The organism is Mesorhizobium sp. AR10, assembly GCF_024746795.1.
Classification (GTDB): Bacteria; Pseudomonadota; Alphaproteobacteria; order Rhizobiales; family Rhizobiaceae; genus Mesorhizobium.
This window is the reverse complement of record NZ_CP080524.1, coordinates 5,099,493-5,124,734: the sequence shown is the minus strand read 5'-3', so window position 1 is coordinate 5,124,734 and position 25,242 is coordinate 5,099,493. Positions and strand designations below refer to the sequence as shown.

Genomic DNA, 25,242 nt, shown 5'->3' with positions numbered 1-25,242 from the left:
TGCGGCGTCGAGTTGCGGCGTCGGCCTCGAATGTACCATATAACCGCAACCAGGGCAGGGCGCGCCGTCAGGGCAATCGCGCCGTGCCCGACCGATTGAATGGATGGTTGCGATGAGTGAGCTCAAGGTCAGGACCCGAACCACCGGCGCGCTGGCCGTGTTGCAGCCGGGCGGCTTGCCTGTCGTCACCACGCCGACCGGCGGCAGCGTCGATGTCGTCACCGGGGTCAGCGCGCCGGGCTTCAATCCGCTCGACCTGCTCTATGCCTCGGTGGCCGCTTGCATGGTGCTGAGTGCGCGCATCGCCGCCTCGCGCCTGGGCGTTGCCGCCAGCCTCGGCGAGGTGCGCGCCGAGGTATCAGGCGAAAAGGCCGAGGGCGAGATCTCCCGCATCGGCCGCTTCACGATCACGCTCGACGTCCAGGGCGATCTCGACGAGGCGACGAAGGAGCGCATCGCAAGGGACGCCGAAACCATCTGCACGGTCAGCAACACGCTGCGCACGTCGCCGGAGCTTCACACCACGCTTGGTGGCTGACTGCATCCCGCGAACCCATCGCCCTCCACACACGCATCGCTCGAGGCCATCCATGGCGCGCATTTCCCTCATCGACTACGACACGGCCTCGCCCGAGATCCGCGCCGCGCATGACGAGGAACTGCGGCTTCGCGGCCGGATGACCAACATGAAGCGGATCCTACTGCATTCGCCCATCGCCCACCGCATCTATGCCGAATGGTTCACCTTGCGCGACCTGCTGCGGCCGGCGCTTGACGATCGCGCGATCTGGCTGTTGTCGCTGGCGATCTCTGAAAGCTGCCATGCCGAGATACCGGTCGCCTTCTTTCGCCGCGCGCTGATCGGTGCCGGGCTCGACCCCGACACCCTCTTGCCGACAGCTGACGAGGCGCTGTTGATCGCTTTTGGCAAGGCCATCGCCACCGATGCCAACGCCGTTTCCGACGAGATCTGGGCCGGGCTGAAAGCCCGCTACGACGAGCCGGTCCTGGTCGATCTGGTCGCCTTCGCCGGCATCATGGTGGCGACGGCGGTGTTCACCAATGCAGTGCGGGTCGACCTCGATCCGGAGCTTGAGCCTTATCGCAGGAAGGTTTGATCGCCGCGCTTTGGCCGGGGGCCACAATCACGACAGCTTCAGCAGAATTCGACTTCTATGTGGCGTTCCGTCTGGGAGATGATGCGGCAGCGCGTCTCGAACCCGTCCGACCTGATCGCCAGGTTGAAGATCTCGGGCACGCCGACGGCGCTGGTCACGTCAAGGCCGGCAGCATCCTCGGCAAGCGTCCTCACGGTGCAGTCGATCGACGACATGCGATTGTTAAACACGATGCGGCCCGCCTTCAGCACGCGGCGGCGCGGGCTTTTGGGGGCGTCGTTTGCCGGGCGCCAGGCGATACATCGGTTACGACCGGCCGCCTTGGCCTCGTAGAGTGCCGCATCGGCGTTGGCCAGCAGCGTGTCGATCTCCGGCGTAAGTGCATCGAGTGCCGCCATGCCGAAGCTGGCGGTGACGCCGACTTTCGATGGGCCTTGGCTGACCACGATATGGCTGACGGCTTGGCGCAGTTTTTCGGCGACGCCGATCATGCTGTGGCGATCGGTGTGCGGCAGCAACAGCGCGAACTCCTCGCCGCCCAAGCGTCCAAACAGGTCGCTGCCACGAAGGTGTTCCCGGCACGCCTGGGTCACAGTTGCCAGCACCTTGTCGCCCATGGCGTGGCCATGCCGGTCGTTGATCGATTTGAAATGATCGAGGTCGAAGGCGATGCACGCCAGATTGTGCTTGTGGCGCTGCGCCAGCGCCAAGGCATGTGCACCCTGTTCCTTGAAGGCGCGGCGCGACAGGACGCCCGTCAGGCTGTCCACGGCGGCAAGCTGGCGCAGTTCAAGCGCGTCCATCGCCAGTTGTGCGAGATCGCAGAGGATCGCGGTTTCCCGCGGGCTGAACTGCCGCGGTTCGTAGCCGATGGCGCACACCGTGCCGATGTTGTGGCCATCGCCGGTGCGCAAGGGCACGCCGGCATAGAATCGGAAATGCGGATCGCCGGCAACACTCGGGTGCCGTGCAAAACGTATATCGTCCCGTGCATCGGGGACAACGACCGGCAGCAGTTCCTGCATGGTGTATTTGCAAAAGGTCTCGCTGCGGGCGACTTCGCGGTTGCCCAGCCCGTCATAGGCTTTGTACCACTGCCTGTGGCCATCGATCATCGAAACGATGGCGATCGGCAGATCGAAGATGTTCCTTATCAGGCGGGTAATGCGGTCGAACGCTTCCTCGCGCGGCGTATCCATCACGTCAAAACGGTCGAGCGCGTCAAGGCGTCCTGCCTCAATGCTGTCTGCATCCATCGCCAAGGGCGGGGCGTCGATAAGGTGTCGATGCATCGGCGTTCTGCCTCTATGTCAGCTTCGCGGCGCGTCAACGCCGCCCGGAGCATGCGAAACCTTGCTGAACATTCGGTAAAGCGGCAAATCGGCGTCCTGGGGCATTTCCGGCCGTTGCCGAACAGGTTGACCGCACCGATCGAGGCCGGCCGCGAGACGGTGCGCAAATTGCCAATCCGCGGCCGTGGGGCTGCGCATGATTGGCCGGTGTTCGTGCGGGCGCCAGCCACCCTGGCAGGAAACGGGTGGCTGGCGCATGCCATCTCCTCCACCTTCATGGCAGGCAAGCGATCGGAGGCTAACCATGACCATCCATTCGATAGGTACGAAAGCGGCGCTGCGTTCGGCCGAGACGCGCGTCGCCGCTTATGATTGGCCGGCGCTGGCCGGCGAACTCAGCGGCCATGGCTGCGCCGTCATCGAAAAGCTGCTGACGCCGCAGGAGTGCCGGCAGATCGCCGGGCTCTACGACCAAGAGGAGCATTTCCGCAGCCATGTGGTGATGGCGCGGCATGGCTTCGGCAAGGGCGAGTACCGCTATTTCCGCTATCCCTTGCCCGATTTGATCGGCGCCTTGCGCAGCGCGCTCTATCCGCAACTCGCCACTGTCGCCAATGACTGGAACGAGCGTATGGGCATTGCTCAGCGCTATCCCTCGGAACACGCCGCGTTCCTCAGCCAATGCCACGACCAGGGCCAGACGCGGCCGACGCCGCTGCTGCTGCAATACGTGTCTGGTGACTTCAACTGCCTGCACCAGGATCTCTATGGCGATCTCGCCTTTCCGTTGCAGGTGGCGATCCTGCTGTCCGAGCCGGGCGAGGATTTCACCGGCGGCGAGTTCGTGCTGACCGAGCAGCGGCCGCGCATGCAGAGCCGCGCCGAAGTGGTGCCGCTGCGCCAGGGCGATGCAGTCGCCTTCGCCGTCCACAACCGCCCGGTACAAGGCACCAAAGGCAATTACCGGGTCAATCTGCGCCACGGCGTCAGCCGCCTGTGCTCCGGCATGCGCCACACCATCGGCATCATTTTCCACGACGCGAAGTAGCCGCCCAGCAAGTCGCGGGGCGCCTCGGTTCGCTATGGCTTGTTATTGTGCAGTGCAGCAACGATATTGCTGCATGTGCGTTGTGCGCAACCTGCCATTCCGGCGAGCAAGGAAACAGATTTGCGAAACATGTCAGATACGATCGCTCGCCTGACGGCAATGCGTGGCCGGCCAGGTGTTTCCGCACAGCGCCATCCCGATCGCTTGTCCGATATGACCGGGTTTGGTTCCAATCCTGGCGCCTTGCGCGCGCGGCTCTACGTTCCCGAAAACCTGCCGGAGGAAGCAGCACTGGTCGTCGTGCTGCATGGCTGTACGCAGAGCGCGGCCGATTACGATCATGGTTCCGGGTGGTCGCAACTCGCGGACCGGCAAGGTTTTGCAATCCTGTTTCCCGAGCAGCAACGCGCCAACAATGCCAATCTTTGCTTCAACTGGTTCGCCCCTGGCGACATCCGCCGCGACAGTGGCGAAGCGCTGTCGATCCGCCAGATGATCGAAGCGGCGGTCGTCGCGCATGGGCTCGACCGCAAGCGTATTTTCATCACCGGTCTTTCCGCCGGCGGCGCCATGGCGACGGCGATGCTGGCGGTCTATCCCGAGGTTTTCGCCGGCGGCGCGATCATTGCAGGACTGGCCTACGGCAGCGCGTCGACGATCCCCGAAGCTTTTGATCGCATGCGTGGCCATGGCGGTCCGTCCAAAGCTGAACTCCAGCGGCTCGTGCGCGAAGCCTCGCCGAACAAAGGTCCCTGGCCGAAGATTTCGATCTGGCAGGGGTCAGCCGACAACACCGTCGTCCCGTCCAATGCCGATGCGATCCTGGCACAATGGCAAGGCGTGCATGGCATGGGCACCAGCCCGACACGCGTGGAAACTGTCGATGGCCAAACACGGCAGGTCTGGTGCGATAGCAATGGCCGGGAACTGCTGGAGAAATACATCATTGCCGGCATGGGCCATGGCACGCCATTGAAGACGACCGGCGACGATGGCCTGGGCGGGGCAGGGCCATTCATGCTGGATGTCGGCATTTCCTCGACTCGCTGTATCGCCCGCTTTTGGGGTTTGGCGAACCCAGCTATGCGCCGCACGGCGACAACAGACACCGCGTCAGCCAAGGCCTTGCAGACCTATAGCCCAGCGGAAAAGCCACGTGCGGCACGCCCTGCCGCAGAACCGCAGCCTGACGCTGCGCGCGGTTCGGCCGCTGGTATCGGCAGGGTCATCGAGGACGCGCTGCGTGCAGCCGGTTTGATGCGTTAGCCACGACATCTTCACGCAAATCTCGCTCGCTCATAGACGCAGCGCGCCCCGCCCTTGTGACCCTGCGGTTGGCGGTCGGCCGCCCCGGCGAGACGCAAATTATGGCGCGGAACAATTCGTTCGACCGCTCATTGTTGCTCCGAGGGCAAACCCCAAGGAGAATACAATGGCCAAACAGAAAATGCTTGAAGACCTCTTTCACGACACGCTGAAAGACATCTATTTTGCCGAGAAGAAAATCCTCGCGACCTTGCCCAAGATGGAGAAGGCTGCACAGAGTGCGGACCTGAAGGCCGCCTTCGCGAAACATCGCACCGAAACCGAAGGCCATGTCGCCCGCCTCGAACAGGTGTTCGCCACCATCGGCAAGAAGCCGCAGGGCAAGACCTGTGCGGCAATCGTCGGCATCACCGATGAGGGCGCGGAAGTCATGGAAGACTACAAGGGGTCGCCGGCGCTCGATGCCGGACTTCTGGCTGCCGCACAGGCAGTCGAGCACTACGAGATTTCACGCTACGGCACGATGCGGACCTGGGCCAATGAGCTTGGCCTGAATGACGCGGTTGCACTTCTGGAAGCAACGCTGAAGGAAGAAAAGGCGACCGACGTGGCCCTGACGGGCATCGCCACAACGGTCGTCAATCAGCAGGCAGAAGCTGCCTGACGAACACCAAGGCCCGCCGGGGTTCTGGCGGGCCGCCCATTTTGAGTTTCTCCAGACGATCAGTACCCCCCAACAGCTCGCTGCGCGCATTGGCGCGGCGGGCTGTTCTGCGTTCAGGGGGCGCGATCCGCAGCGGCTTTTGCGCGCGGGCAGCGTTTGCGCGCTTCCTCTGGCGCGGGTGATCGCGTAAGGGCCGGGGAAAATCCCTCAGCCTCGCGTGGAAGCATGATACGTCTCGAAAGCATCAGCAAGCAGAATGGCCGTCAGCTTGTCTTCATCGAAGCGTCGGCGGCGCTGCAGAAGGGCGAGAAGGTTGGCCTTGTCGGGCCGAACGGCGCCGGCAAGACGACGCTGTTTCGCATGATCACCGGCGAGGAGCAGCTGGACGAAGGCCAGGTGCAGGTCGATCGTGGCGTCACCATCGGCTATTTCAGCCAGGATGTCGGCGACATGGAAGGTCATAGCGCTGTCGCCGAAGTGATGAACGGCGCCGGGCCTGTCTCTGATGTGGCGGCCGAGATGGCGGCACTTGAGGCGGCGATGGCCGATCCCGACCAGGCAGACCGGATGGACGACATCATCGAAAAATATGGCGAGGCGCAGCACCGCTTCGAGGAGCTCGACGGCTACGCGCTGGACGGCCGTGCCCGCGAGGTGCTGGACGGTCTCGGCTTTTCCCAGGAGATGATGGACGGCGACGTCGGCAAGCTGTCCGGCGGCTGGAAGATGCGCGTGGCGCTTGCCCGCATTCTCTTGATGCGGCCCGATGTCATGCTGCTCGACGAACCGAGCAACCATCTCGACCTCGAAAGCCTGATCTGGCTGGAATCCTTCCTCAAGGGCTATGACGGCGCGCTGCTGATGACCTCGCACGACCGTGAGTTCATGAACCGCATCGTCAACAAGGTGGTCGAGATCGACGCCGGTTCGCTGACTGCTTACTCCGGCAATTACGAATTCTACCAGCAACAGCGGGCGATTGCCGACAAGCAGCAGCAGGCGCAGTTCGAGCGCCAGCAGGCGATGCTGGCCAAGGAGATTGCCTTCATCGAGCGCTTCAAGGCACGCGCCTCGCATGCCGCCCAGGTGCAGAGCCGGGTGAAGAAGCTGGACAAGATCGACCGCGTCGAGCCGCCCAAGCGGCGCCAGACCGTGTCGTTCGACTTCCAGCCGGCGCCGCGCTGCGGCGAGGATGTCGTCACGCTGAAGAACGTCCACAAGGGCTATGGCAGCCGCACCATCTATGAGGGGCTGGACTTCCAGGTGCGCCGCCGCGAACGCTGGTGCATCATGGGCGTCAACGGCGCCGGCAAGTCGACGCTGCTGAAGCTGGTGGCCGGTGCCTCCGAGCCCGACAATGGCACGGTCGCCCGTGGCCCGAGCGTCAAGATGGGCTATTTCGCCCAGCACGCCATGGAACTGCTGGAGGGCGAGCGCACCGTGTTCCAGACGCTGGAGGACGCGTTCCCGCAGGCAGGCCAGGCGCCGCTCCGCGCGCTCGCCGGCTGCTTCGGCTTTTCCGGCGACGAGATCGACAAGAAATGCCGCGTGCTCTCAGGTGGCGAGAAGGCGCGGCTGGTGATGGCGCTGATGCTGTTCGATCCGCCCAATCTGTTGGTTCTGGACGAGCCGACCAACCATTTGGACATCGCCACCAAGGAGATGCTGATCACGGCGCTGTCGCAATACGAGGGCACCATGCTGTTCGTCTCGCACGACCGGCATTTCCTGGCAGCGCTTTCGAACCGGGTGCTGGAATTGACGCCAGAGGGCATCCACACCTACGGCGGCGGCTATACCGAATATGTCGAGCGCACCGGGCAGGAAGCGCCGGGGTTGCGGGGGTAGGGGGATTTGGCGGCGCAACGCTGCCTCTAACCGGCGCTACGGCTCATCAAAGCCGGCTTTCGCTGCCCGATAGTCGGACTGAGCCCCTCGGCCTCACCGGCGCAGCACCTTTTTGCGGGAGCTCGAAGCTGCGGCTGCCATGATTGCATCGACGTTTTCCGGCGCGAAGAACTCGGCAGGCGACGTCGTCCCTGCGTTTAGCCGTGCAAATCCGTCCATGGCCTCCTGGTTGCCATGGATTGCGCCGAACAGCTGCTGCATCTCGGGCGACGGCGGTTCCAGTGTCGCCAGCTCGCAGGTGAATTCGTACATCGCCTTTACCTGTGCATCCCGAGCGCGATGATAATCGCCCATAGCATCCTCGAACGACCGAGTTCCAGAGAAGACCTCGGTGAGTGCGCCGGCGCAGAGTTCAGCGTGCCGGAAGGCGTCCATGATTCCTTGCGCCGTGATGAAGTCCTTGTTGTAGCCGGCATCCCCCACGAGCGCCCAGCCGGGCCCGTAGGGTTTTCGGAAGTAGTTCGGCACGGCTTTACCGGCAAAGCGTGCTTCCTGCCTGGCGCCGCGCAGTCGATCGGCAAATACTGGCGCGAGCTCGATCGTCTTGCGGTAACTTCCTTCGATATCCTTCTTGTTTTCGGTGAATTCCGCGTATGGCCAGCCGGCAATGACCAACGTCAGATCGTCATGGGTTGCAACAGCGGCAAAGCCGCGGTGCTCGCGGATATATTGTTCGAACCGGCCTTCCATCGGTAGCCCGCTCCAGTAGGTGTAGTATCCGGCAAGCAAGGGCGGCTTGTCGTCATACTGTTCAGGCCGGACTGCCTCGGCTACGACCGAGTGCCTGCCGTCGGCGCCGACGACCACGTCCGCGCGCTCAACGATGGCGTCGCCTTGCTTGGAATGGCCCTTTATTCCGACCACGCGCCCGTCTTCGATCAAGACCTGGTCGACGGCGAAGCCTTCACGGACCTCGGCGCCGGATTCGACGGCCGCATCGACGAGCAATTTGTCCAGTATCGTTCGCCGCGGGCAATAGGCCAGCGGGGCCTGCCGCGTGCCCGGCGAACCGGCAATCGTGAAAGGGCCGAAGTCGAACGTGTAGGTGTGAATAGGCGGGCATCCCGTCGCCGTCAGCCGGTCGAGAAGGCCCCATCGGGACAGGGCGCTCACGCCAAGCGGATGCAGAATGTGGGTGGACACCGTGTCGCTCGGAAAGGTGGCGCGGTCGACCATCAATACACGATAACCCTGCCGGGCCAGCAACATCGCCGTCGGAGACCCGGCGCAGCGCGCGCCCACGACGATTGCATCGAACTTCTTGTTCACTTCGACCTCCTCGGGTTCGCCTGAGCTGTGGTCAGCCCCTCTTTGCCCGCGGCCTGGCGTATTCGACTGTCGCACCAGATCCGATGCGACCGTGAGGGTTCGAAAGCTACGCGCAGGACGGAATCAAATCTTTGCCGGAATTCCGTGTTTCTTTGCAGCGAGCGCGCCAAAGGCGCTGGGCTTGTTCGAGTGGAGCTGCGGATGGACGCCTTGTCAGAGGCGCTGAATGCGGTGCGCATGACCGGCGCCATCTTCTATCATGCGGAATGTAGTGCCCCTTGGGGATTCCAGGTGCCCGCCGTTCGGGATGTTGCCCATGTGCTCGCCCCCGGAACCGAGCGGCTGGTGAGCTATCACCTGGTGACGGAGGGAAAGGCCGTCGTGTGTTTCCCGGACACCGCCATACCCGTCTCGGCCGGCGACGTGCTGATCATCCCGCACGGAGATGCACATACCGTCTCGAATGGCTCGCCCTCGAAGTTCGTCGACAGCGGGAGCACGCTCGGCAGGTTTCTGGCCGGTGATCTCACGACGATGCGATTGGGCGGCGGCGGCGAAACGACACGATTCGTCTGTGGCTATTTCGGATGCGAGCGACACGCCGACAAGCTCTTTCTCGCCGGCCTGCCGTTGATGATCAGGATCAATATCCGTGGCGATTCCGCCGGCGAGTGGCTGGAAAACTCGATCCGCCATCTGGTTTCAGAGGCCGGATGCGGGCGCCCCGGGCAGTCCATTCTGCTGTCGAAGATGGCGGAAGCGCTCTTCATTGAAACGCTGCGGCGCTACATGGAGCAATTGCCTGCGGAGCAGACCGGTTGGCTGGCGGGTGCACGTGATGCGGTGGTTGGCAGCGCGTTGGCATTGATGCACAGAAGGCCGTTCCACCCATTGACCATAGCCGAATTGGCAACAGAAGCCGGCACTTCGCGCTCGGTCCTTGCGCAGAGGTTCACGCTCTACCTCGGCGAGCCGCCCCTTGCCTATCTAACGCGCTGGCGGCTGCAACTCGCGGCAAGACTGCTCGAAACGACCCAACAGACGGTGCTGCAAGTGGCGGCAGAGGTCGGGTACGATTCAGAGGCGGCTTTCAACCGGGCATTCAAACGTGAGTTTGGTGTTCCACCGGGACAATTCCGAAAGAGGACATTGGGACGAGGCGGACGCCGAGCGCAAGATAATGGCTCACATTCCGCTTGAAGCCACATGAGCGCAAGCCATTGGCGCGGGTCGGCCCCGTATCCATTTGCATCCATCGGCAGATGGCGAAGCGTGGGTTGGCCCGCCCTGCGCCGGCCTGTACTATGACCAGCTAATGCAAGGGGGGCTCGAGCGTGCGGCTGGATGGGCGGTGGCTATACGGAGTAGGTCGAGCGGACCGGGCAGGGGGCGCCGGGGCTGCGGGGGCAGGCTCAAAAATCGTTGACGATCCGCCCTTCAACGCCGCCGAGATGCTTGTTCCAGATATAGGTCGATAGCCGCTTGCCGTAGCCGTCAATGTTTACCGTCGATTTCTTGTCGGCCGCACCCAGGACGTGAAACAGCTTTCCATCGACCAACTGGTGATTTCCCTCTATGCCTTCCGCTTGGACAGTGACGAGCGTTTCATACGCTATTGCGATATCATCCATCTTCAGGTGGGAATAAAGCAGCGGCCAATTCCCGCCCCCGGTGTCCATTCCCCACTCCATGCGAGGGGTGAAATCAAGATCGAGACCTCGTACGGCCGAGAATTTCAAAAAACAGAATCCGGGCCAGAAATACCACCTGGATTCGGTTGGGCCGGCCGTGAACAGATAATTGCTGCTGGCGTCGCGTTTCACGCCGTACCCTATCTTGTCCCCAACCTGGCTTGGTATGTCCAGAGGTGCGACGGGAATGCAGTCATGATCGAGGAAGCCGAACAGTTCAGGCTCGAGGCGGCAAATCAGACGATGGAAAATCCAGTTCAGCGCGACGCCATGGGAACGTGAAGGGTGACGCTCCGGGTTTTTGTGAAGGGCGAAATATTTGATCCCCCTGCTGGCGCAGATGCGGCCGATGGCATCGCGGGCAGCGGCATTCGATGAATTGTCGATGACCACAAGTGTCATGTTGGTCGAGTACATCGACCAGGCCTTTGTCATCGCATCGATGACCCAAGGCGTGTTGAAGGCGACCACAAAGCAGAACTGCTTCGAGCCGGTTTGTTTCAATGTGTCCGCGAAAGCCGCCCCTTCAGCCGACGCTCTTGAACGGAAATAGTTTCTTCTGACGACGTCGCGAACGAGTTTTACGCGCAGGACCAGCCGGTTCCTGTTGAGGGCCTGTACCAAAGGTTTGAACAATCGCATCGTAACAACCCATTGGAACAGCCAGGTTTGTCTCGCCCCGTGGCCTCTGGACATCTGGCACTAGCCGAGTGTCCTTGCATTCCAGCAGATGGCGCGCAACGCACTTATCGAAGGAAGCGCTAATATTGCCGATAATTGGTCCAAAATCGCCTCTATCGGCACGGCCGAGGGGACGATGTCCCTCGGACCCTTTTTCGATCGATCGCAATGCTCTAACGCTTGCTCGGCCGCATCGGCGCTCAAGCCAGCGCGAAGCATTGGCCTGCCCCGCGCCGGCCTGTTACTATGACCAGTTGAATGCAGGCAGGGGGGCTCGAGCGTGCGGCTGGATCGGAATCTCTGGCATTGGCGGATTTGGGCCTGCATCGCCGTCATGGTGCTTTGGCCGCAAGCGGCGCGGGCCGATACCATAGCGCCTGAGCGGCGCGCCGCGGCCCTGTCGAAGCTCGAGACGCTCGCCCAGGGCGCCGTCGCTGACGATGCCGTTCCCGGTCTCGCCATCGGCGTCGTGCATGGCGACGAGGTGATCTTCCTCAAGGGGTTCGGGCATCGCGAGGCCGGCAAGCCGGAGGCCGTCGACGCCGACACGGTGTTCCAGATCGCCTCGCTCTCCAAGCCGGTCTCCGCCACCGTCGTCGCGGCGCTGGTCGGCGAGGGGATTGTTTCCTGGGATTCGAAGATCGCCGACCTCGATCCGGCCTTCCGGCTCGCCGATCCCTATCCGACCAGCGAACTCACGGTCCGCGACCTGTTCTCGCACCGAAGTGGGTTTCCCGGCACCGCCGGCGACGACCTCGAGGACATTGGCTACGACCGCGCCGAGATCCTGCGTCGTCTGCGCTTCGTGTCGCCATCGTCGAGCTTTCGTGCCGGCTATTCCTACAGCAATTTCGGACTGACCGAGGGTGCCGCCGCGGCCGCCAAGCCGACGGGCAAGCCCTGGGAGGAGGTCGCCGAGGAAAAGCTCTATCGGCCGCTTGGCATGGCCTCGACCAGCTCGCGTCATTCGGACTTCGTCAAGCACGCCAATCGCGCCGCGCTGCACGTCAAGGTCGATGGCGCCTGGGCCGCGAAGATCAAGCGCAATCCGGATGCGCAGGCGCCCGCCGGCGGCGTCAGCTCCACCGCACGCGACCTCTCGCAATGGGTGCGCCTCGTGCTCGGCAACGGGGTCTATGCCGGCAAGACACTCATTGCCGCCGATGCGCTGGCCCAGACGCATATTCCCTTGATGGCGCGCGGCAAGAACCCCGTCTCCGGCGGCGAGTCGTTCTACGGTCTCGGCTGGAATGTCGAATTCGGCCGGCACGGTTTGAGCTGGGGTCATGCCGGCGCCTTCAGCGTCGGCGCCCGCACTCTGGTGACGATCTTCCCCGAGGAGAAGCTTGGCATCGTCATCGTCGCCAACGCCTTCCGACAGGGTTGCCGGAGGGGCTGTCCGACAGTTTTGCCGATCTCGTCTTCGACGGAACGGTGGAGAAGGATTGGGTCAAGGCATGGGATGGGATCTATGCCGGCCTGTTCGGACTGGCGGTCGCGGCGGCCAAGGCCACCTATGCCGCGCCGACTTCGTCGATCAGGCCGGCCGGGCCGGCCAGTGTCTATGCCGGGCGCTACGCCAACGATTTCATCGGCGATGCGGTCGTGTCGAGTGCGGGAGACACCCTTGTGCTCAAGGTCGGGCCGAGCGGCGCCCGGTCCTATTCGCTGACGCATTTCGACGGCGACCTGTTCCTGACCTTCCCCGATGCCGAGACACCGGACAGGCCCACGGGCGTGGGCTTTGTCGTCGGCCCAGACGGCAAGGCGTCGGCCATGACCATAGAGTTTCTCGACGACAACAATCTCGGCACGCTGCGGCGCGTCGGCGACTAGAACGGCCGGTGGGAAGTTGATTCGGCCTGCGCCAGCACGGCTAGAGGGGCCGCTAGATACGCTTTCCACCCCAGAGCGGCATCTCCGCAGAAAAATCTGTCGTTGACAGCCGCAGTTCCTTTGTAGACGCCAAAGTGGTTATCAGCATCAGAGCTCGGCGAGGCGACGCGCCGCTGGTCGAGCGGTGGCACAGATTGGAGTGCCGTCTTTGGCGGTGCCGATCACTGTGGTCTCGATAACGCCATCGCTCTTGGCAGCACGCGTGAGAAGGTCCTCATCGATGTCGTGAATGTCGATCTTGATCCGACGAGACCAAGGCGACGAAGGGTCGCCAGCCAATTGGCCAACGCGGACGTAAACAAAACGGCGCGTCGATCCCTCACGGCGAACCTGGTCGCCATAGAATGTCGGACCGGGACCTACACGGACTGAGAAATCAAAGGCCAAGGACTCGCCTTCACGTGAGGATTTTGGATCAAGCGGCAGATCATCCTTTGATTGCAGGCTGTGGACCACGCCGATGACGGGCTGTTCTACAATGATCCGGAAACTGACGACGGTCTGAGCTGCTTTGGCCATAGGCGATGATAGGTGCGATTATGCCTGGAAGGCAAATGTCCGCTTTACACCAGAGTCAGGCCTTCGACCTTGCGGTGGATAAACGACCACTTTCGACCCCATTGCGGACCTCCGCGTCGAGCGAATTGGAGACAAGGACCGCTCCATTGAACGCGTTTTCGAGCCTCAGCTCGCGCGTTGAAGGCGGTTCAGGCTCAGCGTGTGGCGCCCGCCGAAAACAGGCATCCGCGGAGTACAGTTCATGTAGGTGGGCTGCCCAGTCAAATGTCCACAACATCCTAGGCTCCCGAACGTTGGTCGAGCGTCTCGCCAGGTTGCAGTGCGGCTTGTTCGGCGAGCACCGTGTCGAATTCGCCGAGCGTCGAGCGCAAGTCGGAGACCTCCGACCAGTTGAGCAACCTCGCTATAAGGCGATCGATCTTCGGCGTCAGAATGATGAGGTATCGGCTTGGCTCGATGGCGCGATAGGTGTGCGCCAGTCCGGCAGGCACGAACACCGTTGTTCCAGGAGCGGCGTCAACCTCACGATCCGCAAACCTGAAGCGAAGTGTCCCTTCCAGTACGTGCCATGCCTCGTCATCGGACTGATGGACGTGCATGTATTCGGGACCGGACATCGACCACTCCCGGATGACGAGAGATGTTCCGGCAGCGGCGATTGGAGGCGCGCCGGGCTCGGCGATGATCGGGTCGATGCCCTTGGCGATTGCTTGTGACATGAGAATCCCTCGAGCGACATTTAACTGCGGAGAGATTCCCACTTGCCAGGATGTGAATCCAGCGGCATGTATTCAGCAATATGCTGAACCAAATTGATCTTTCGCGTACCGACCTCAATCTCCTGGTCTTGTTCGAGACCGTTATGGAGGAGCGGCACGTCGGTCAGGCGGCGGGAAGGCTCAGCCTCTCGCCGTCGGCGGTCAGTCACGGGCTCGGGCGTCTGCGAAGGCTGTTCAACGATCCGCTGTTCCTACGAACGCCAAAGGGTGTCGTGCCGACCGAACGGGCGCTGGACCTTGCGGGACCCGTCGCTGAAATTCTTGCGCGGGCGCGCGCCGTCATTGGCACTGCCGCACCGTTCGACCCAGCAACCTCCACACGCCGTTTCACGGTCGGTGCGCCCGACGGCGTCTCGGCCGTATTCTTGCTACCGTTGCTGGCAGAACTGCGCCGGCATAGCTCGGGCATCGACATCAGCATCCGGCAGATACTCCCTCCACGCACCGTCACCACAACTGGCAGCGTATGGGAGCCCGTCCTGGCCGACATCGAGGCGCGCCAGATGGACATTGCGGTTGTTCCTGCCGACAACGTCCCGGCACGGTTCACCTCCCGGACCCTCTACGAAGGGGATTTCGTGATCGCGATGCGCGCCGGGCACCCGTTTGGCGAGGACCCGACGCTCGATGCATTCTGCCGGATGCAGCATCTGGTCGTTTCGCTTACCGGCGATGCCCATGGCTTCGTCGACGACGCTCTTGCCCAGCAGGGGCGGACGCGTCGGGTGGTTCTCACAGTTCCCAACTTCATGTTTGCGCTCGCGATTGTCGCGGAAACCGACCTCATCGCCGCCCTTCCCAAGACGCTGGTGGCGATGCATGCGCAGCGCTTCAATGTCGTGAGCACCGAGGCGCCGTTGCCGCTGGTTCACTCCCCCATTCGCGCGATTGCCTCCAAGGCCGCACTCATGGATGCCGGCGTGGCCTGGCTCTTTGAAATGCTGGGAAGGGCAGTGACGTCCCAAATATCTCTAGCTGGAAACCGCCTCATACCAACGCAGCCCGTCGCTTAAGGTTACAAGGTAGCGGCCGGTGCAGCTCGCTCTCTCCAGCGAGGCGACAGGCTGTTCGTGGTCGAGTTCTCTCATTTTGCGGATGAGTGACGTTACGTAGGCTTTCGCGCCACCCCGCGAAACGTCGGCTCAGGATGATGCGAGCGCCGCCTCTGTTTGCTCACAATATACGAAAGAAACAAAAGCAGGCGGATGCGGCGGAAGGAATTCCTTCTGATGTTTCCATGCGAGACAGAGCGCGTATGTATCGAAGGGTTTCTGTTCTCGCCGTTCGTCAATACCGCCATTTACAAATGTAAGGGAAACAACATGCGCGGTTGCATTCATAATATGGGAGTCCGCTTTTGCAGCCGTTTGCGCTGTCAAAAGGAGAGCGAGAGCGATGATGAACCTGGTCCGTTTCATGTCAGCCTCCTGTCCAACCCAGTGCCGCCGGGATCGCTTGGATGCGGCGGCCGGATGGGCTAGGCTAGGGAGCACGCCATGAGGGTGGAATGTCCCGAAAGGCTTCCGAAATTGACCCGAAATCTGCTGAAACGATCACGTTTCGCGGTCTTGTGTTCCTGACGAAAAATAAAGAACTACGAACCGTCGAAGGCAAAGCGGTCAATCTTCGCAGCCAGTCCGCCGAGGTGCTCTCCGTGCTCGCGGCGCGACCCGGCGAAATCGTGTCCAAGGATGCGCTGATGCAGGCGGTCTGGCCCGATACCTTCGTGACCGAAGACAGCCTCACTCAATGCATTGTCGACATTCGCCGCGCGGTGGGGGACGACGCGCACGTGATCGTGGAAACCCTCCCCAAGAGAGGTTACCGGCTGAATGTCGATCCATCGGACACGGCGGACCCAAACGCCGCAGCCGGCGCGGCACGTGCCAAGACACAATTCTCGCAGCGCGGGCTCATTCTTGCTGCAATCGTTCTCGCCGCAATCGCGGTCGGCGCGTATTTCGGTGCGCAGATGTGGCAATCCGCTCCGGTTCGTTCGAGCGACATGCCGAGGATTGCGGTCCTTCCCTTCGAGGACTTCAGTGCTGGTGCGGACAAGGGATATCTCAGCGACGCCGTCGCCGAGGGGATCATCACCGAGCTATCGCGGAGCAAGACGTATGCCGTCATCGCCCGGAACTCGAGCTTCAAGTACCGCGGCCAGCCGATCGACGCCAGGCAGATCGGCGACGACCTCGGCGTCGACTACCTGCTCGAAGGCAGCCAGCAGAAGGTCGGAGACCGGCTGAAAGTGACCGCCCAGTTGCTGAATGCGCATGACGGATCGCATCTCTGGTCCAATACCTACAACCGGGAGATCGGTGATCTTTTCGTCGTCCAGGAAGAGATCATCCGCACGCTTGCGGATCGGGTCGGGCGCAGGATCGAACGACCCTTGCCAAAGAGCGACGCCGCGCAGGTCAGCGCGCTTCACTATGTCATGATGGGGTTTGCCGAGACAGAGAAGGATTTCTCAGCCGCGGGGAACGAGCTGCTACGGCAACTCAGCCTCAAGGCGATCGAAGCGGATCCGAACTCCCAGTACGGCTATATCGGGCTGGCCTTTACCTATCGCAATGACGGGGTATTCTGGCACAAGCAGGAAAATAACCCCGACGAGGCTTTGAAGCGCGCCGCCGAATACGCCGACAAGGCCATTCTGCTCGCTCCGGACGATGCCAACGCGCATTATGCCCGCGCCAAAATTCATACCGAGGCGGGAGAGATCGAGCAGGCCATTGCTCGGTACGATCAGGCGATCGCCCTGAATCCCAGCGCCTCGAATATCCTCGCCGGCAGTGCGGCCCCGCTGATCTTTGCCGGCCGAATCGACGAAGCTATCGATCGGATCAAGCAGGCTATGGGCATCGATCCATTCCACCCTGATTGGTTCCACTGGGACATGGGCTGGGCGCTCTGGGAAAAGAACGATTGCCGGGCTGCGCTGGCGGCGATGCGGAAAATGTCCAGAATCCCGACCGGCGCACACCGAATGCTTGCGGGGATCCACGCTTGTCTGGGAAACCAGCAGGAAGCAAAGGAAGCGCTTGCGGTTTTCCTCAAAGACTCGCCCGGCGACTCCATCAGCAAACAACGCAAGCAGTGGGAGAAGTTTTGGACCGCGTCCGGAAGCCTCGACCGCTGGATCGACCACATGCGGATCGCCGGATTGCCGGAGTGACGGCTGTCCGTGCGCGGCCGGCAGAAGACCGACGCGACGGCGCGCCAAGAGCCGTGTCTGACTCTATGTTCCCTTCACGATTCTCGGTTTAGTGGGTCGGCGGGATTGAGCCGCGCTCTCGAGGGCCAAGGCCAATCGCTTCTCGTCTTCGATGGCGCGATCGACTGCCTCGATTTCCTCCTGGAGCGCCTTCAGCTCGGCTCCGTAGCTGGAGCCGTCGCTGTCCCCGATCTGAAAGCCACTTGCCCGCATTGCGTCGCGAGTATGGTGCACGTTACGGACTCCTTCGCGTCGAGTAGCTACCAGGATTTCCCTGAACTCTCCAAGACGTTCAACGTGATTGCGAGTCATTGCGTTCTCCTATCTCGTCGTCATCGTCGCCGTCGGCGATTCAGCACGGCTTACGGCGCAGAAGGTTTAAGTGACTACAGCAGATACTCTCGACAAAGCATGAGTGCGGAAGCTCAAATTTGAACGTCTTGCAATAATGTGGAGCGCGGCAGCGGGAAATTGGGTTTTGACAAAAGAGCGGTGGGCTTTCGCCGCCGGCTCGTTCCCGGCTCAGTTCGCCTGGCCGAACTGGAGCAGTTTGAAGCAATCGCCGCTTCCTGACTTCGCTTGTGTCAGCAGGGGTTTCGACCGGTCGATCCATTCCTGGTGAGACTTCGCATCGGCTTCGATTTCAGCGACCGGTGCAAGTTTGACAAAGCTGCGCCCGTTGCTGAAAAGCCAGCACGCGCGGCCGAGAAATCTCCTGCTGCGCTGGCGCAGGAGGTCGGCATCGTAGAAGATGTCGAGCACCTCGTGCTTGATCCTGCGCTGCTTTTCCGGATTGGCAAGCGCAACCTCGATCGGCTCGCCGCCGATTGCATCCAGCAGGTCCTTGTAGTCCAGGGCGATCTGCGTGGTGGCATATTTGATGTCGCTCTCGTCGCGCACGATGTTGAACCACAGCGTCGGGTCGAATTCGCTGACGACGAACGAGGATTCGAAATCGCGCGACAGGTTCAGGATCTCGAACGCCTGAACGTCGACGTCGCGCTCGACCAGCAGGATCTCGGCGACCTGCTTGCCGAGCTCTGGTCCTTGCGCGCTGATCGCGGCGTTCTTCCCCCCAAGTTCGGGACCGACATAGGCCCCGCCATCGTCAAGCAGCGCATCGAACTCGCCAAGCGATCCGACGACGGCGCCGCCGCGCGCAATGCGCGCCGCCAGTTTGGCGAGAACCTGCTGCAGCTCCGTCTCGCGTCTGCGCTGGTCCTGATAATTCTGCTGGAAAAAGAAGATGAACAGCGAAACGCCAATCCCGATCATGATCACGCCGAGCTGCGAAAAGATGTTGCGATAATATTCCAGCAGCTTTTCGCGATGGCGGATGTCGTCACGCACGCTGTGCGCCACGCGAAGATTGACGATCAGCGAAAGGATCAGCAGCCCGGCGCCAACCAGGATGAGGCCGCCGATGAGCAGGTAGCCATGGCCTGAGCTGAAATCCATTCGTTTGCCCCGAAGCCCCTGGCTGCGCAGACTAATACCATTTTGCGTCAACACCTACGCTTTCGTAGCGCATCGTACTGACCTTCCGCTGTTCCCGGTTTTTTAGATCCCGGCGCGACCCGCTGCTCCCCGAGACGCGGTTCGGTAAGATCAATTTTATTCAGCATATCACTGAAATCATGTCACTGGATTCAGCAGGAGAAAACACCGAAATGAGCGCCGGTCCGGTGCAGGACCGGTCGATGAACAATTCAAAGGACGTCCGATGTTCAAGCAATTCAACAAGCGCGTGCCCCAAGCGGGCGCTCAAAAAGGCAAGGGCATTTCGCGGCGGATCGCCATGACCGTCGCTCTGGCCGCGCCGATCTGCGCCGGCGCCGCATGTGCTGCGCAAGCCTCCGACGAGGTGGTCGCAGGGCTCATCAAGCGCGCGGAGGAGCAGGCAAAACTGTTCAACGCCGGTGAGATGCAGCGCTGGTACGAGAACGTCCGGCTGGGCGAGAATTTCACGCTGATGCAGCCCTTCGGCGGGCCGGCCAGCCATGGTTTTGACGCCAGCCCCGAGCGGCTTGCCGCGCTGGCGGCCAATTTCAGGAACGGCGATGCCAGGCTGGAGGTCGCTGCAACCTACGCGTCGAACGACATAGTGGTGCTGGCCTATATCGAGCGCCAGCACGGCGAGGTCCATGGCCTGCCCAACCAGGATTGGTCGCTGCGCGTCACGCAGGTCTTCATGCGGGACGGACAGGAGTGGCGGCTGGTGCATCGTCATGCCGATCCGCTCGTCCACCAGCTTTCGCTGGACCAGACGGCCACCCTTGCCCGGGGAAAGTGATCCCTTCGCAAGGCCGCAGCGGCCCACGAACAATAAAGAGATGCGACATGGCCGCGTGGATTGAAGCGATCGGCTTCCTCGGGAGCTTTTTCACCGTGCTCACCTATTCGATGAAGCAGATGTTCTGGCTGCGCGTCGCTGCGCTGATGAGCTGCCTTGCCTTCATGGCCTACGGCACGCTGATCGGCAGTCTGCCGCTCATCCTGATGGAGCTGATGCTGCTGCCGATCAACGCCTGGCGGCTCATGGAACTGAGCAGGCCGAGGCTCCCGTCCACCCAGGACTGAAAACCCGACAAGAGGACAAAGACATGCTTGACAAGGTGGCCCTCACCATCCGCCCGGCAACCGGTGACCAACACCCGGATCTCTCCGACATCATCGCCGCGGCGTTCGAGACCTATCGCGGAGCGATCCCCGACCGGGCGCTCTTCAAATACATCGCCAACTCCACCAATCTCGGCCAGCACAAGGGCCGCGGCGACATCATGGTGCTCGAAAGCGCCGGCAGGATCATCGGCAGCGTCACCTACTACCCGAAGGCTGGCGACGAAGGGCTCGGGCTGCCGGGGGCAGGCATCCGCACACTCGTCGTCCATCCGGCGGCACGCGGCTGCGGCTTCGGCCGCAGCCTGGTCGAGCACTGTGTCGAGCGCGCGCGCCGGCAGGGCGCCGCGACCCTCGGATTGCACACTGCGGACTTCATGAAGCACGCCGTCGCCCTCTATCGCACGATCGGCTTCCAACGCTGCCCGCAATACGACCTGCGGGCCTCGGACATCCTCGGCATCGATCTCGCCGGACGCGACATCCAGGTCACCGCCTACCAGCTCAAGCTCTGAAAATTCACGCGAAACCCCTGGGGCATTCTGCCATGCAACCTGAACTCTACCTGCTGGTCTGGTCGGTGATCTCCTTCTGGGTGCTCGGCCAGATCTGGTTCGTCCAGATCGTCGTCTATCCGCTCTTCGCCAAGGTCGGCGAAGCGGAATACACGCGCTATCACCGCTTCTATACGAGCTGCATTCCGTTGCCGATCATCCTGCCGGGCTTCGCCAGCTTCCTGCTGCCGATCGCACTGGCCTTCCATGGGCCGGCCATGCCGGCGTGGATGACGGCCGCCAACATCGCATTCGGGATCGTCGGGCTGCTGGTCACGGTCCTGCTCGAAATCCCGTGCTCGAAAAGACCGGCAAGAACGACCGGACGATCGCAGAGCTCATCGCCTACAACTGGCCGCGCACGGCATCTATTACGCTCCAGGCGGCCGTGACCATGGCCATGCTGATCCATCTGTTCTCGGAGGCATGAGATGACGTTGAGGCGGGGAGGGCCCTGCGGCGTTTGCGCAGCCTTCCCATGCGGGCATTCGGCGAGGGTTCGCACCTTGGCCCCAATGCTGTATCGAGCGGCTCTGAATTCAGGAGCCTTCGATGACTTTCAGCAATGTCGCGCCGGAGAGCGCAAGCGACGCACGTGCGGAGGCGGGCCGCAGCGCGGCCGATGACGTGAACGCCTCTGCGCCAAGCGGCGACGCCGCGTGGCAGGACGATGTCCGCCAGGGCGTGCGCCATGTGCACGATCTCGTTTCCTTGCCGCTGTCGCCGGCCGAGCACGCGGCGGCTCAAGAGGCGGCCACGCGCCACAAGGTTCGCATCCCAAAAACCTATCTCGACCTGATCGACTGGAACGACCCGGCCGATCCCATCCGGGCGCAGGTCATCCCTTCATCAGAAGAACTGGCGGAGGCTGAAGGCGAGCTCGACGACCCGATCGCCGACCATGCCTTCAGTCCCGTGCCGCGATTGACGCATCGCCATGCCGACCGCGTACTTTTGTTCCCGACCTATCAGTGCGCGGTCTATTGCCGCTTCTGCTTTCGCAAGGAGTCGCTGACCTCGATCGGCCGCGGCTATACGCAGGACGCGCTGGAGCCGGCCTTCGCCTATATCGCGGCCCACCCCGAGATCCGCGAGGTGATCCTGACCGGCGGCGACCCGCTATCCCTGCCGGACAGGGCGCTGGCGGAAATCCGCGCCCGCATCGAGGCCATCCCCCATGTGCGGCTGTTGCGCATCCACACGCGCGTGCCGGTCGCGCTGCCTTCGCGCATCACATCAGGGCTGGTTGCCTCCCTGCAGGGCCGGTTGATGGTCACGGTCGTCACCCATTTCAACCACGCGCGCGAAATCACCGACGCCACCGAAGCGGCCTGCCGCACGCTCAGGCAGGCAGGCTTCGTGCTGCTCAACCAGAGCGTTCTCCTCAAAGGCGTCAACGACACTATCGAGGTGCTGGAGGAGCTTTGCCGCGAGCTGATGTACCGCCTCGGCGTCAAACCTTATTACCTGCACCATGGAGACCTCGCGCGCGGCATGGCGCACCGGCGCACCACCATTGCCCAGGGACAGGCGCTGGCCGGCGCGCTGCGCCAGCGCCTGTCTGGCATCTGCAATCCCGTCTATGTGCTGGACCTGCCGGAAGGCGGCGGCAAGGTGCCGATCGGGCCGTGCTATGTCGAGGGTCGGGACGGGGAGGCGTGGCGGATACGCGGGCAGGATGGGGAGATGAGGGCGTATACGGAGGTTGTTGAGGACCCCTAAGGACTTTGGGTTCCTCGCCCCCCCGATGACGCACTCAACTGCGCCCGCGTCTTCCTTTTTAGGGGGAGACGCGGGCTGATCAGGGGATACCTGATCGGCAGCAGTTGAGGGGACAGCTGCAGAGGAAGAACCGGGTCGATGACGAATTGTTCCGGAGCTCCAGGCGAATTGCTACGGCATTGCAAAAAAAGGCCCGCCGGTGCTCAGCCAGCGGGCTCGGAGTTCTGGAGTAGCCACAGTGAACTGGCAGAAGATCAACGCACGGTGGCGGGCTTTGTTGCACGGCGCCATGCCGGCATGGCAATGGATGGCACGCGGCTGCGCGCCGTTCTCAACCGGCAACAGCCAGTGAGCACCGCCACTCGAGACGTCGGACACTGGCCATAGTCATCAAGCCTATTTCACCGCGACGACCCTGCCCGCCGCGTCGAGGCGACATACGACCCGCGCCTGCCGAACCTCGATGCCGCCTTGTCTTGCATAGTCTATGCGCACCTCAATCGGTGCGGTGAGGGCACCGCGACGATGCCGGCGCACGGGACCTGCGCTGGCTGCGTCCACACGCACGGCACCAAGCGGCGTCGCAGCCGACATGATCGCCTGACGGCAGACGCGAACCACGGCGGGCGGGGTGCCAGGTATCGGCACCGGAGGCAGTAGCATGGGATAACCTTTGGTGCTTGGCCCAGGCGCGTTGCGATCACCTTTGGAGGGCCAGAGGCTGCGTGGCAGGACGATTGCATATCGCACGCCCTTGGTCACGACTATGGCGGCCGTCTTCTTGCCCGCACCAACACTTGTTGGCGCTGCGGTACCTCCAATCGCCGCGCCCGCTACACCACTTGTCGTATCGCCCGGAGTTGCGCCACCGCCGGCTGATTCGTCTCCCGCGTCGAGGCCTGCCGAAACGCCGCCACTTACGTCGCCGAGGTTGGCGCCGGCCCCAACGTTGGCGCCGGGCGATCCTCTGCTCGTGTCGACCGCCCCTCCAACGTCTGCCCCACCGACTCCGTCGACGCTCGTGCCAACCCCCACGGAGGCGCCGTTCGAGTCAACGCCCAGACCGGCGCCGGCCCCGATACCGCCGACTTTGCCTCCAACGCCTACGTCAACAGCCGAAGCAGGTCCGATCGAAACTGCAATTGCCAATGCCGCAGCCAGATACTGACGCATCACCATACTCCTTGTGCTGCGCCCAATGGCGCCCGCGTTGGGAGTAACGCGGCGGGAAGCGTAATCGTTGCTACCCGTGGTGACGTTCGGACCGCCGCTTTGCGGATTTCTCGCCTCTCGGGCTCACGGACTGATCGAGCCAATTTCCTTGCAAGTGCACTGGCACGCGGACCCTTGCGATCAGCGACGCGTGCTTTGGGAGCGGGTTCGACGCGCTGAGCGCGAGGCGCATCGCGGGCTTTCAGGATGTCGATTTCATTGCGCGCCGCAGTGAGATTACGGGCCAGGCCAACGGCCGTTTCGCGCTGTTGTTCCAAAGCGGCAAAGAGCCGGGCCACCTCCTCCTTTGCCGCATCGCGATCCTGGCTAGCAGCATTGACATCGAGCGCGAGAGCATCTGCTCTCTTGCGTTCCAAAGCGAGCGCTTCCTCAGCTCGCTTTGCAGCGGCCTCGGCAACCTGGCGGCCCTGGCTGCCGGCGACTAGTGCAGCCGCAGCCCGTTTTCCGCTTGCCACCAGAGCATCGAGAGATTGGTGCGCCGCGGCAAGATCGCGCTCGAAGCGCTCAACCTTCTGCCGCTCCTCGTCAAGCGCGCGCCTCGCTTCAGCCAGGGAAGCTTGCGCAGCCAGCTGCGCTCCCAACGCGGCTATCTTTTCGCGGATCGCGACAATGGCTTTGGTCTGCAAGCTTTCGACTTCGCGCCGCGCCATCGCCAGATTCAGCGCGAGCCGTTCGGCTCTTTGCTGCTGCGCTTCAAGGGCTCGCCGCCCTTGAAGCGTCGTCGCGTCTGCAGCCGTCTGCGCGCGCCGCATCTGATCAAGTTCCTTTCGCGCCGCTTCCAGCTCGCTGCGAAGAACTCGCTCTACCCCGTCTGCGGACTGACGATCTGCAGGCGCTTCCTGTCGAGCCGCCTCAAGCTCCTTGCGAACGTCCGATAGTTCATCCAGCGACGCATCCAGCTTGGACCGTTCCGGTTCCGGCCCGGTCGCGGCAGCCTCCATCAATGGGTGAGTACCGTTCACGTCTGGTAGCGCCCCAGGCGGGTGCCCTTCGACTTTGGCGCGGCTTGAAGACGCTGCCGATTGCGTACGCCGGACGGTCGCAACTGGACGCACGCCGAAGCCACTTCTGGCCTGCAAGCGATTGGTAATCAGCTTTGCCAATGCACTCTCATACAGACCCCCGGCCGGAACGGGGCCAATGACCGGAAGATCTAGCGTCCCGGCTGTATCGATCGCAAAAGCACCGTTGAGTTCCGCGCCCTCCGTAACGCCGCCGCGCGAGGCACCCCACCCCGAGACATTTACCTCGACAGTGTCTTGAGGGACGAGCCTGTCGTCGGTCTCCGATTGACCTCTTGCCGGGGCACCAAATAACAGGATGAGGCAGAACGGGATGAGGCTTATCGTGGCACCGCGTGACCTCTTGCGGGTCCCATGCAACAACGCTGCCATGGTCGAGACCCGTCGGTTACCACCGGGGAATGCACGGCTGTGGCAATCCGCCTTGGGCCTCTGGACACAATCCATGCCTGGACCTCCATGACTCACTGGCCACGCGCGATCCTTGCTTCAATCGGAGGCACAAAACTCACGCGCACCGCGTTGCCGTATACCGCAACCACGACGCGAGTCTAACAAAGTCGACCAGCAGTGGTAAGTAACCAAATAGAGCTAAGCAGCATCATCCAATCGAGTAGGCGGCACGCGCCCGTACCAAGATTCGACAGCGAACGGCTCTGCGGTTCGATCTTTCATGTCGCGCTCCAGCGGACCGGGCTGGAACGAGTTGGGCATAAGGAAGACCATCGGACGAATCGGGTC

23 protein-coding genes and 1 pseudogene are annotated in these 25,242 nt (G+C 62.5%); 15 read left to right on the top strand and 9 right to left on the bottom strand.

Annotated elements, in window-relative coordinates; all coding sequences use genetic code 11:
- Nucleotides 1-112: 112 nt before the first annotated feature.
- On the top strand, nt 113-538 hold the full coding sequence (locus tag LHFGNBLO_RS28565) for an OsmC family protein (RefSeq protein WP_258602618.1): 426 nt from the start codon (nt 113-115) through the stop codon (nt 536-538).
- Between the two features lie 52 nt (nt 539-590).
- Nucleotides 591-1,118, top strand: a complete 528-nt coding sequence (locus LHFGNBLO_RS28560) for a hypothetical protein (protein ID WP_258602617.1) — start codon at nt 591-593, stop codon at nt 1,116-1,118.
- Nucleotides 1,119-1,156: 38 nt separating this feature from the next.
- Here the strand turns inward: LHFGNBLO_RS28560 and LHFGNBLO_RS28555 are convergent, their stop codons facing one another.
- On the bottom strand, nt 1,157-2,410 hold the full coding sequence (locus LHFGNBLO_RS28555) for a diguanylate cyclase (protein ID WP_413774653.1): 1,254 nt from the start codon (nt 2,408-2,410) through the stop codon (nt 1,157-1,159).
- Between the two features lie 304 nt (nt 2,411-2,714).
- Here LHFGNBLO_RS28555 and LHFGNBLO_RS28550 point away from each other — a divergent pair, with 304 nt between their 5' ends.
- The 4 genes from LHFGNBLO_RS28550 to LHFGNBLO_RS28535 all read left to right on the top strand — a co-directional run bounded on the left by LHFGNBLO_RS28550 (nt 2,715) and on the right by LHFGNBLO_RS28535 (nt 7,236).
- Complete coding sequence (locus LHFGNBLO_RS28550) at nt 2,715-3,458, top strand: 2OG-Fe(II) oxygenase (protein WP_258602616.1); 744 nt, start codon at nt 2,715-2,717, stop codon at nt 3,456-3,458.
- Nucleotides 3,459-3,578: 120 nt separating this feature from the next.
- Entirely contained in the window at nt 3,579-4,724 is a 1,146-nt protein-coding gene (locus tag LHFGNBLO_RS28545) for an alpha/beta hydrolase family esterase (RefSeq protein ID WP_258602615.1), read from the top strand.
- A 166-nt stretch (nt 4,725-4,890) separates the two neighbouring features.
- Nucleotides 4,891-5,388 (top strand): ferritin-like domain-containing protein, encoded by a 498-nt coding sequence (locus LHFGNBLO_RS28540; protein ID WP_258602614.1) that lies wholly within the window; start codon nt 4,891-4,893, stop codon nt 5,386-5,388.
- A gap of 225 nt (nt 5,389-5,613) precedes the next feature.
- Entirely contained in the window at nt 5,614-7,236 is a 1,623-nt protein-coding gene (locus tag LHFGNBLO_RS28535) for an ABC-F family ATP-binding cassette domain-containing protein (RefSeq protein WP_258602613.1), read from the top strand.
- 93 nt (nt 7,237-7,329) lie between these two features.
- On the opposite strand, the gene LHFGNBLO_RS28530 is transcribed toward LHFGNBLO_RS28535, so the two are convergent.
- The gene (locus tag LHFGNBLO_RS28530) at nt 7,330-8,565 is read right to left on the bottom strand and encodes an NAD(P)/FAD-dependent oxidoreductase (RefSeq protein ID WP_258602612.1); all 1,236 of its coding nucleotides are present in this window, start codon (nt 8,563-8,565) and stop codon (nt 7,330-7,332) included.
- A 201-nt stretch (nt 8,566-8,766) separates the two neighbouring features.
- On the opposite strand from LHFGNBLO_RS28530, the gene LHFGNBLO_RS28525 reads away from it, so the two are divergent.
- Nucleotides 8,767-9,765: an AraC family transcriptional regulator gene (locus LHFGNBLO_RS28525; RefSeq protein WP_258602611.1), complete on the top strand. Its 999-nt coding sequence runs from the start codon at nt 8,767-8,769 to the stop codon at nt 9,763-9,765.
- A 212-nt stretch (nt 9,766-9,977) separates the two neighbouring features.
- Here LHFGNBLO_RS28525 and LHFGNBLO_RS28520 read toward each other — a convergent pair whose 3' ends face one another.
- Complete coding sequence (locus LHFGNBLO_RS28520; RefSeq protein ID WP_258602610.1) at nt 9,978-10,898, bottom strand: hypothetical protein; 921 nt, start codon at nt 10,896-10,898, stop codon at nt 9,978-9,980.
- A gap of 319 nt (nt 10,899-11,217) precedes the next feature.
- Between LHFGNBLO_RS28520 and LHFGNBLO_RS28515 the strand changes: the two are divergent.
- Nucleotides 11,218-12,773: pseudogene (locus LHFGNBLO_RS28515) on the top strand (serine hydrolase).
- Between the two features lie 147 nt (nt 12,774-12,920).
- Here LHFGNBLO_RS28515 and LHFGNBLO_RS28510 read toward each other — a convergent pair.
- Both LHFGNBLO_RS28510 and LHFGNBLO_RS28505 read right to left on the bottom strand, forming a co-directional pair.
- Nucleotides 12,921-13,352 carry a DUF5990 family protein gene (locus LHFGNBLO_RS28510; protein WP_258602609.1) on the bottom strand — a complete coding sequence of 144 codons (432 nt, stop codon included), beginning with the start codon at nt 13,350-13,352 and terminating at the stop codon, nt 12,921-12,923.
- A 278-nt stretch (nt 13,353-13,630) separates the two neighbouring features.
- Nucleotides 13,631-14,071, bottom strand: coding sequence for a cupin domain-containing protein (locus LHFGNBLO_RS28505; protein ID WP_258602608.1), 441 nt, complete (start codon nt 14,069-14,071; stop codon nt 13,631-13,633).
- A gap of 80 nt (nt 14,072-14,151) precedes the next feature.
- Between LHFGNBLO_RS28505 and LHFGNBLO_RS28500 the strand changes: the two genes are divergently transcribed.
- Nucleotides 14,152-15,144: a LysR family transcriptional regulator gene (locus LHFGNBLO_RS28500; RefSeq protein WP_258602607.1), complete on the top strand. Its 993-nt coding sequence runs from the start codon at nt 14,152-14,154 to the stop codon at nt 15,142-15,144.
- A 129-nt stretch (nt 15,145-15,273) separates the two neighbouring features.
- On the opposite strand, the gene LHFGNBLO_RS28495 is transcribed toward LHFGNBLO_RS28500, so the two are convergent.
- On the bottom strand, nt 15,274-15,549 hold the full coding sequence (locus LHFGNBLO_RS28495) for a hypothetical protein (RefSeq protein ID WP_258602606.1): 276 nt from the start codon (nt 15,547-15,549) through the stop codon (nt 15,274-15,276).
- A gap of 89 nt (nt 15,550-15,638) precedes the next feature.
- Between LHFGNBLO_RS28495 and LHFGNBLO_RS28490 the strand changes: the two genes are divergently transcribed.
- Nucleotides 15,639-17,312 carry a winged helix-turn-helix domain-containing tetratricopeptide repeat protein gene (locus LHFGNBLO_RS28490; protein WP_258602605.1) on the top strand — a complete coding sequence of 558 codons (1,674 nt, stop codon included), beginning with the start codon at nt 15,639-15,641 and terminating at the stop codon, nt 17,310-17,312.
- Nucleotides 17,313-17,375: 63 nt separating this feature from the next.
- On the opposite strand, the gene LHFGNBLO_RS28485 is transcribed toward LHFGNBLO_RS28490, so the two are convergent.
- Complete coding sequence (locus tag LHFGNBLO_RS28485; protein WP_006201471.1) at nt 17,376-17,663, bottom strand: hypothetical protein; 288 nt, start codon at nt 17,661-17,663, stop codon at nt 17,376-17,378.
- Nucleotides 17,664-17,873: 210 nt separating this feature from the next.
- Nucleotides 17,874-18,809: a hypothetical protein gene (locus tag LHFGNBLO_RS28480; RefSeq protein ID WP_258602604.1), complete on the bottom strand. Its 936-nt coding sequence runs from the start codon at nt 18,807-18,809 to the stop codon at nt 17,874-17,876.
- 265 nt (nt 18,810-19,074) lie between these two features.
- Here LHFGNBLO_RS28480 and LHFGNBLO_RS28475 point away from each other — a divergent pair, with 265 nt between their 5' ends.
- The 5 genes from LHFGNBLO_RS28475 to LHFGNBLO_RS28455 all read left to right on the top strand — a co-directional run bounded on the left by LHFGNBLO_RS28475 (nt 19,075) and on the right by LHFGNBLO_RS28455 (nt 22,246).
- Complete coding sequence (locus LHFGNBLO_RS28475) at nt 19,075-19,644, top strand: nuclear transport factor 2 family protein (RefSeq protein ID WP_258602603.1); 570 nt, start codon at nt 19,075-19,077, stop codon at nt 19,642-19,644.
- A 47-nt stretch (nt 19,645-19,691) separates the two neighbouring features.
- The gene (locus tag LHFGNBLO_RS28470; RefSeq protein ID WP_258602602.1) at nt 19,692-19,931 is read left to right on the top strand and encodes a YgjV family protein; all 240 of its coding nucleotides are present in this window, start codon (nt 19,692-19,694) and stop codon (nt 19,929-19,931) included.
- A gap of 23 nt (nt 19,932-19,954) precedes the next feature.
- A complete protein-coding gene (locus LHFGNBLO_RS28465; protein ID WP_258602601.1) occupies nt 19,955-20,485 on the top strand; it encodes a GNAT family N-acetyltransferase in 531 nt (176 codons plus the stop codon).
- A gap of 32 nt (nt 20,486-20,517) precedes the next feature.
- A complete protein-coding gene (locus LHFGNBLO_RS28460; RefSeq protein ID WP_258602600.1) occupies nt 20,518-20,916 on the top strand; it encodes a hypothetical protein in 399 nt (132 codons plus the stop codon).
- Between the two features lie 160 nt (nt 20,917-21,076).
- Nucleotides 21,077-22,246 carry a KamA family radical SAM protein gene (locus LHFGNBLO_RS28455; RefSeq protein ID WP_258602599.1) on the top strand — a complete coding sequence of 390 codons (1,170 nt, stop codon included), beginning with the start codon at nt 21,077-21,079 and terminating at the stop codon, nt 22,244-22,246.
- Nucleotides 22,247-23,418: 1,172 nt separating this feature from the next.
- On the opposite strand, the gene LHFGNBLO_RS28445 is transcribed toward LHFGNBLO_RS28455, so the two are convergent.
- Nucleotides 23,419-24,873 (bottom strand): polysaccharide biosynthesis/export family protein, encoded by a 1,455-nt coding sequence (locus tag LHFGNBLO_RS28445; protein WP_258602597.1) that lies wholly within the window; start codon nt 24,871-24,873, stop codon nt 23,419-23,421.
- Nucleotides 24,874-25,242: the final 369 nt, after the last annotated feature.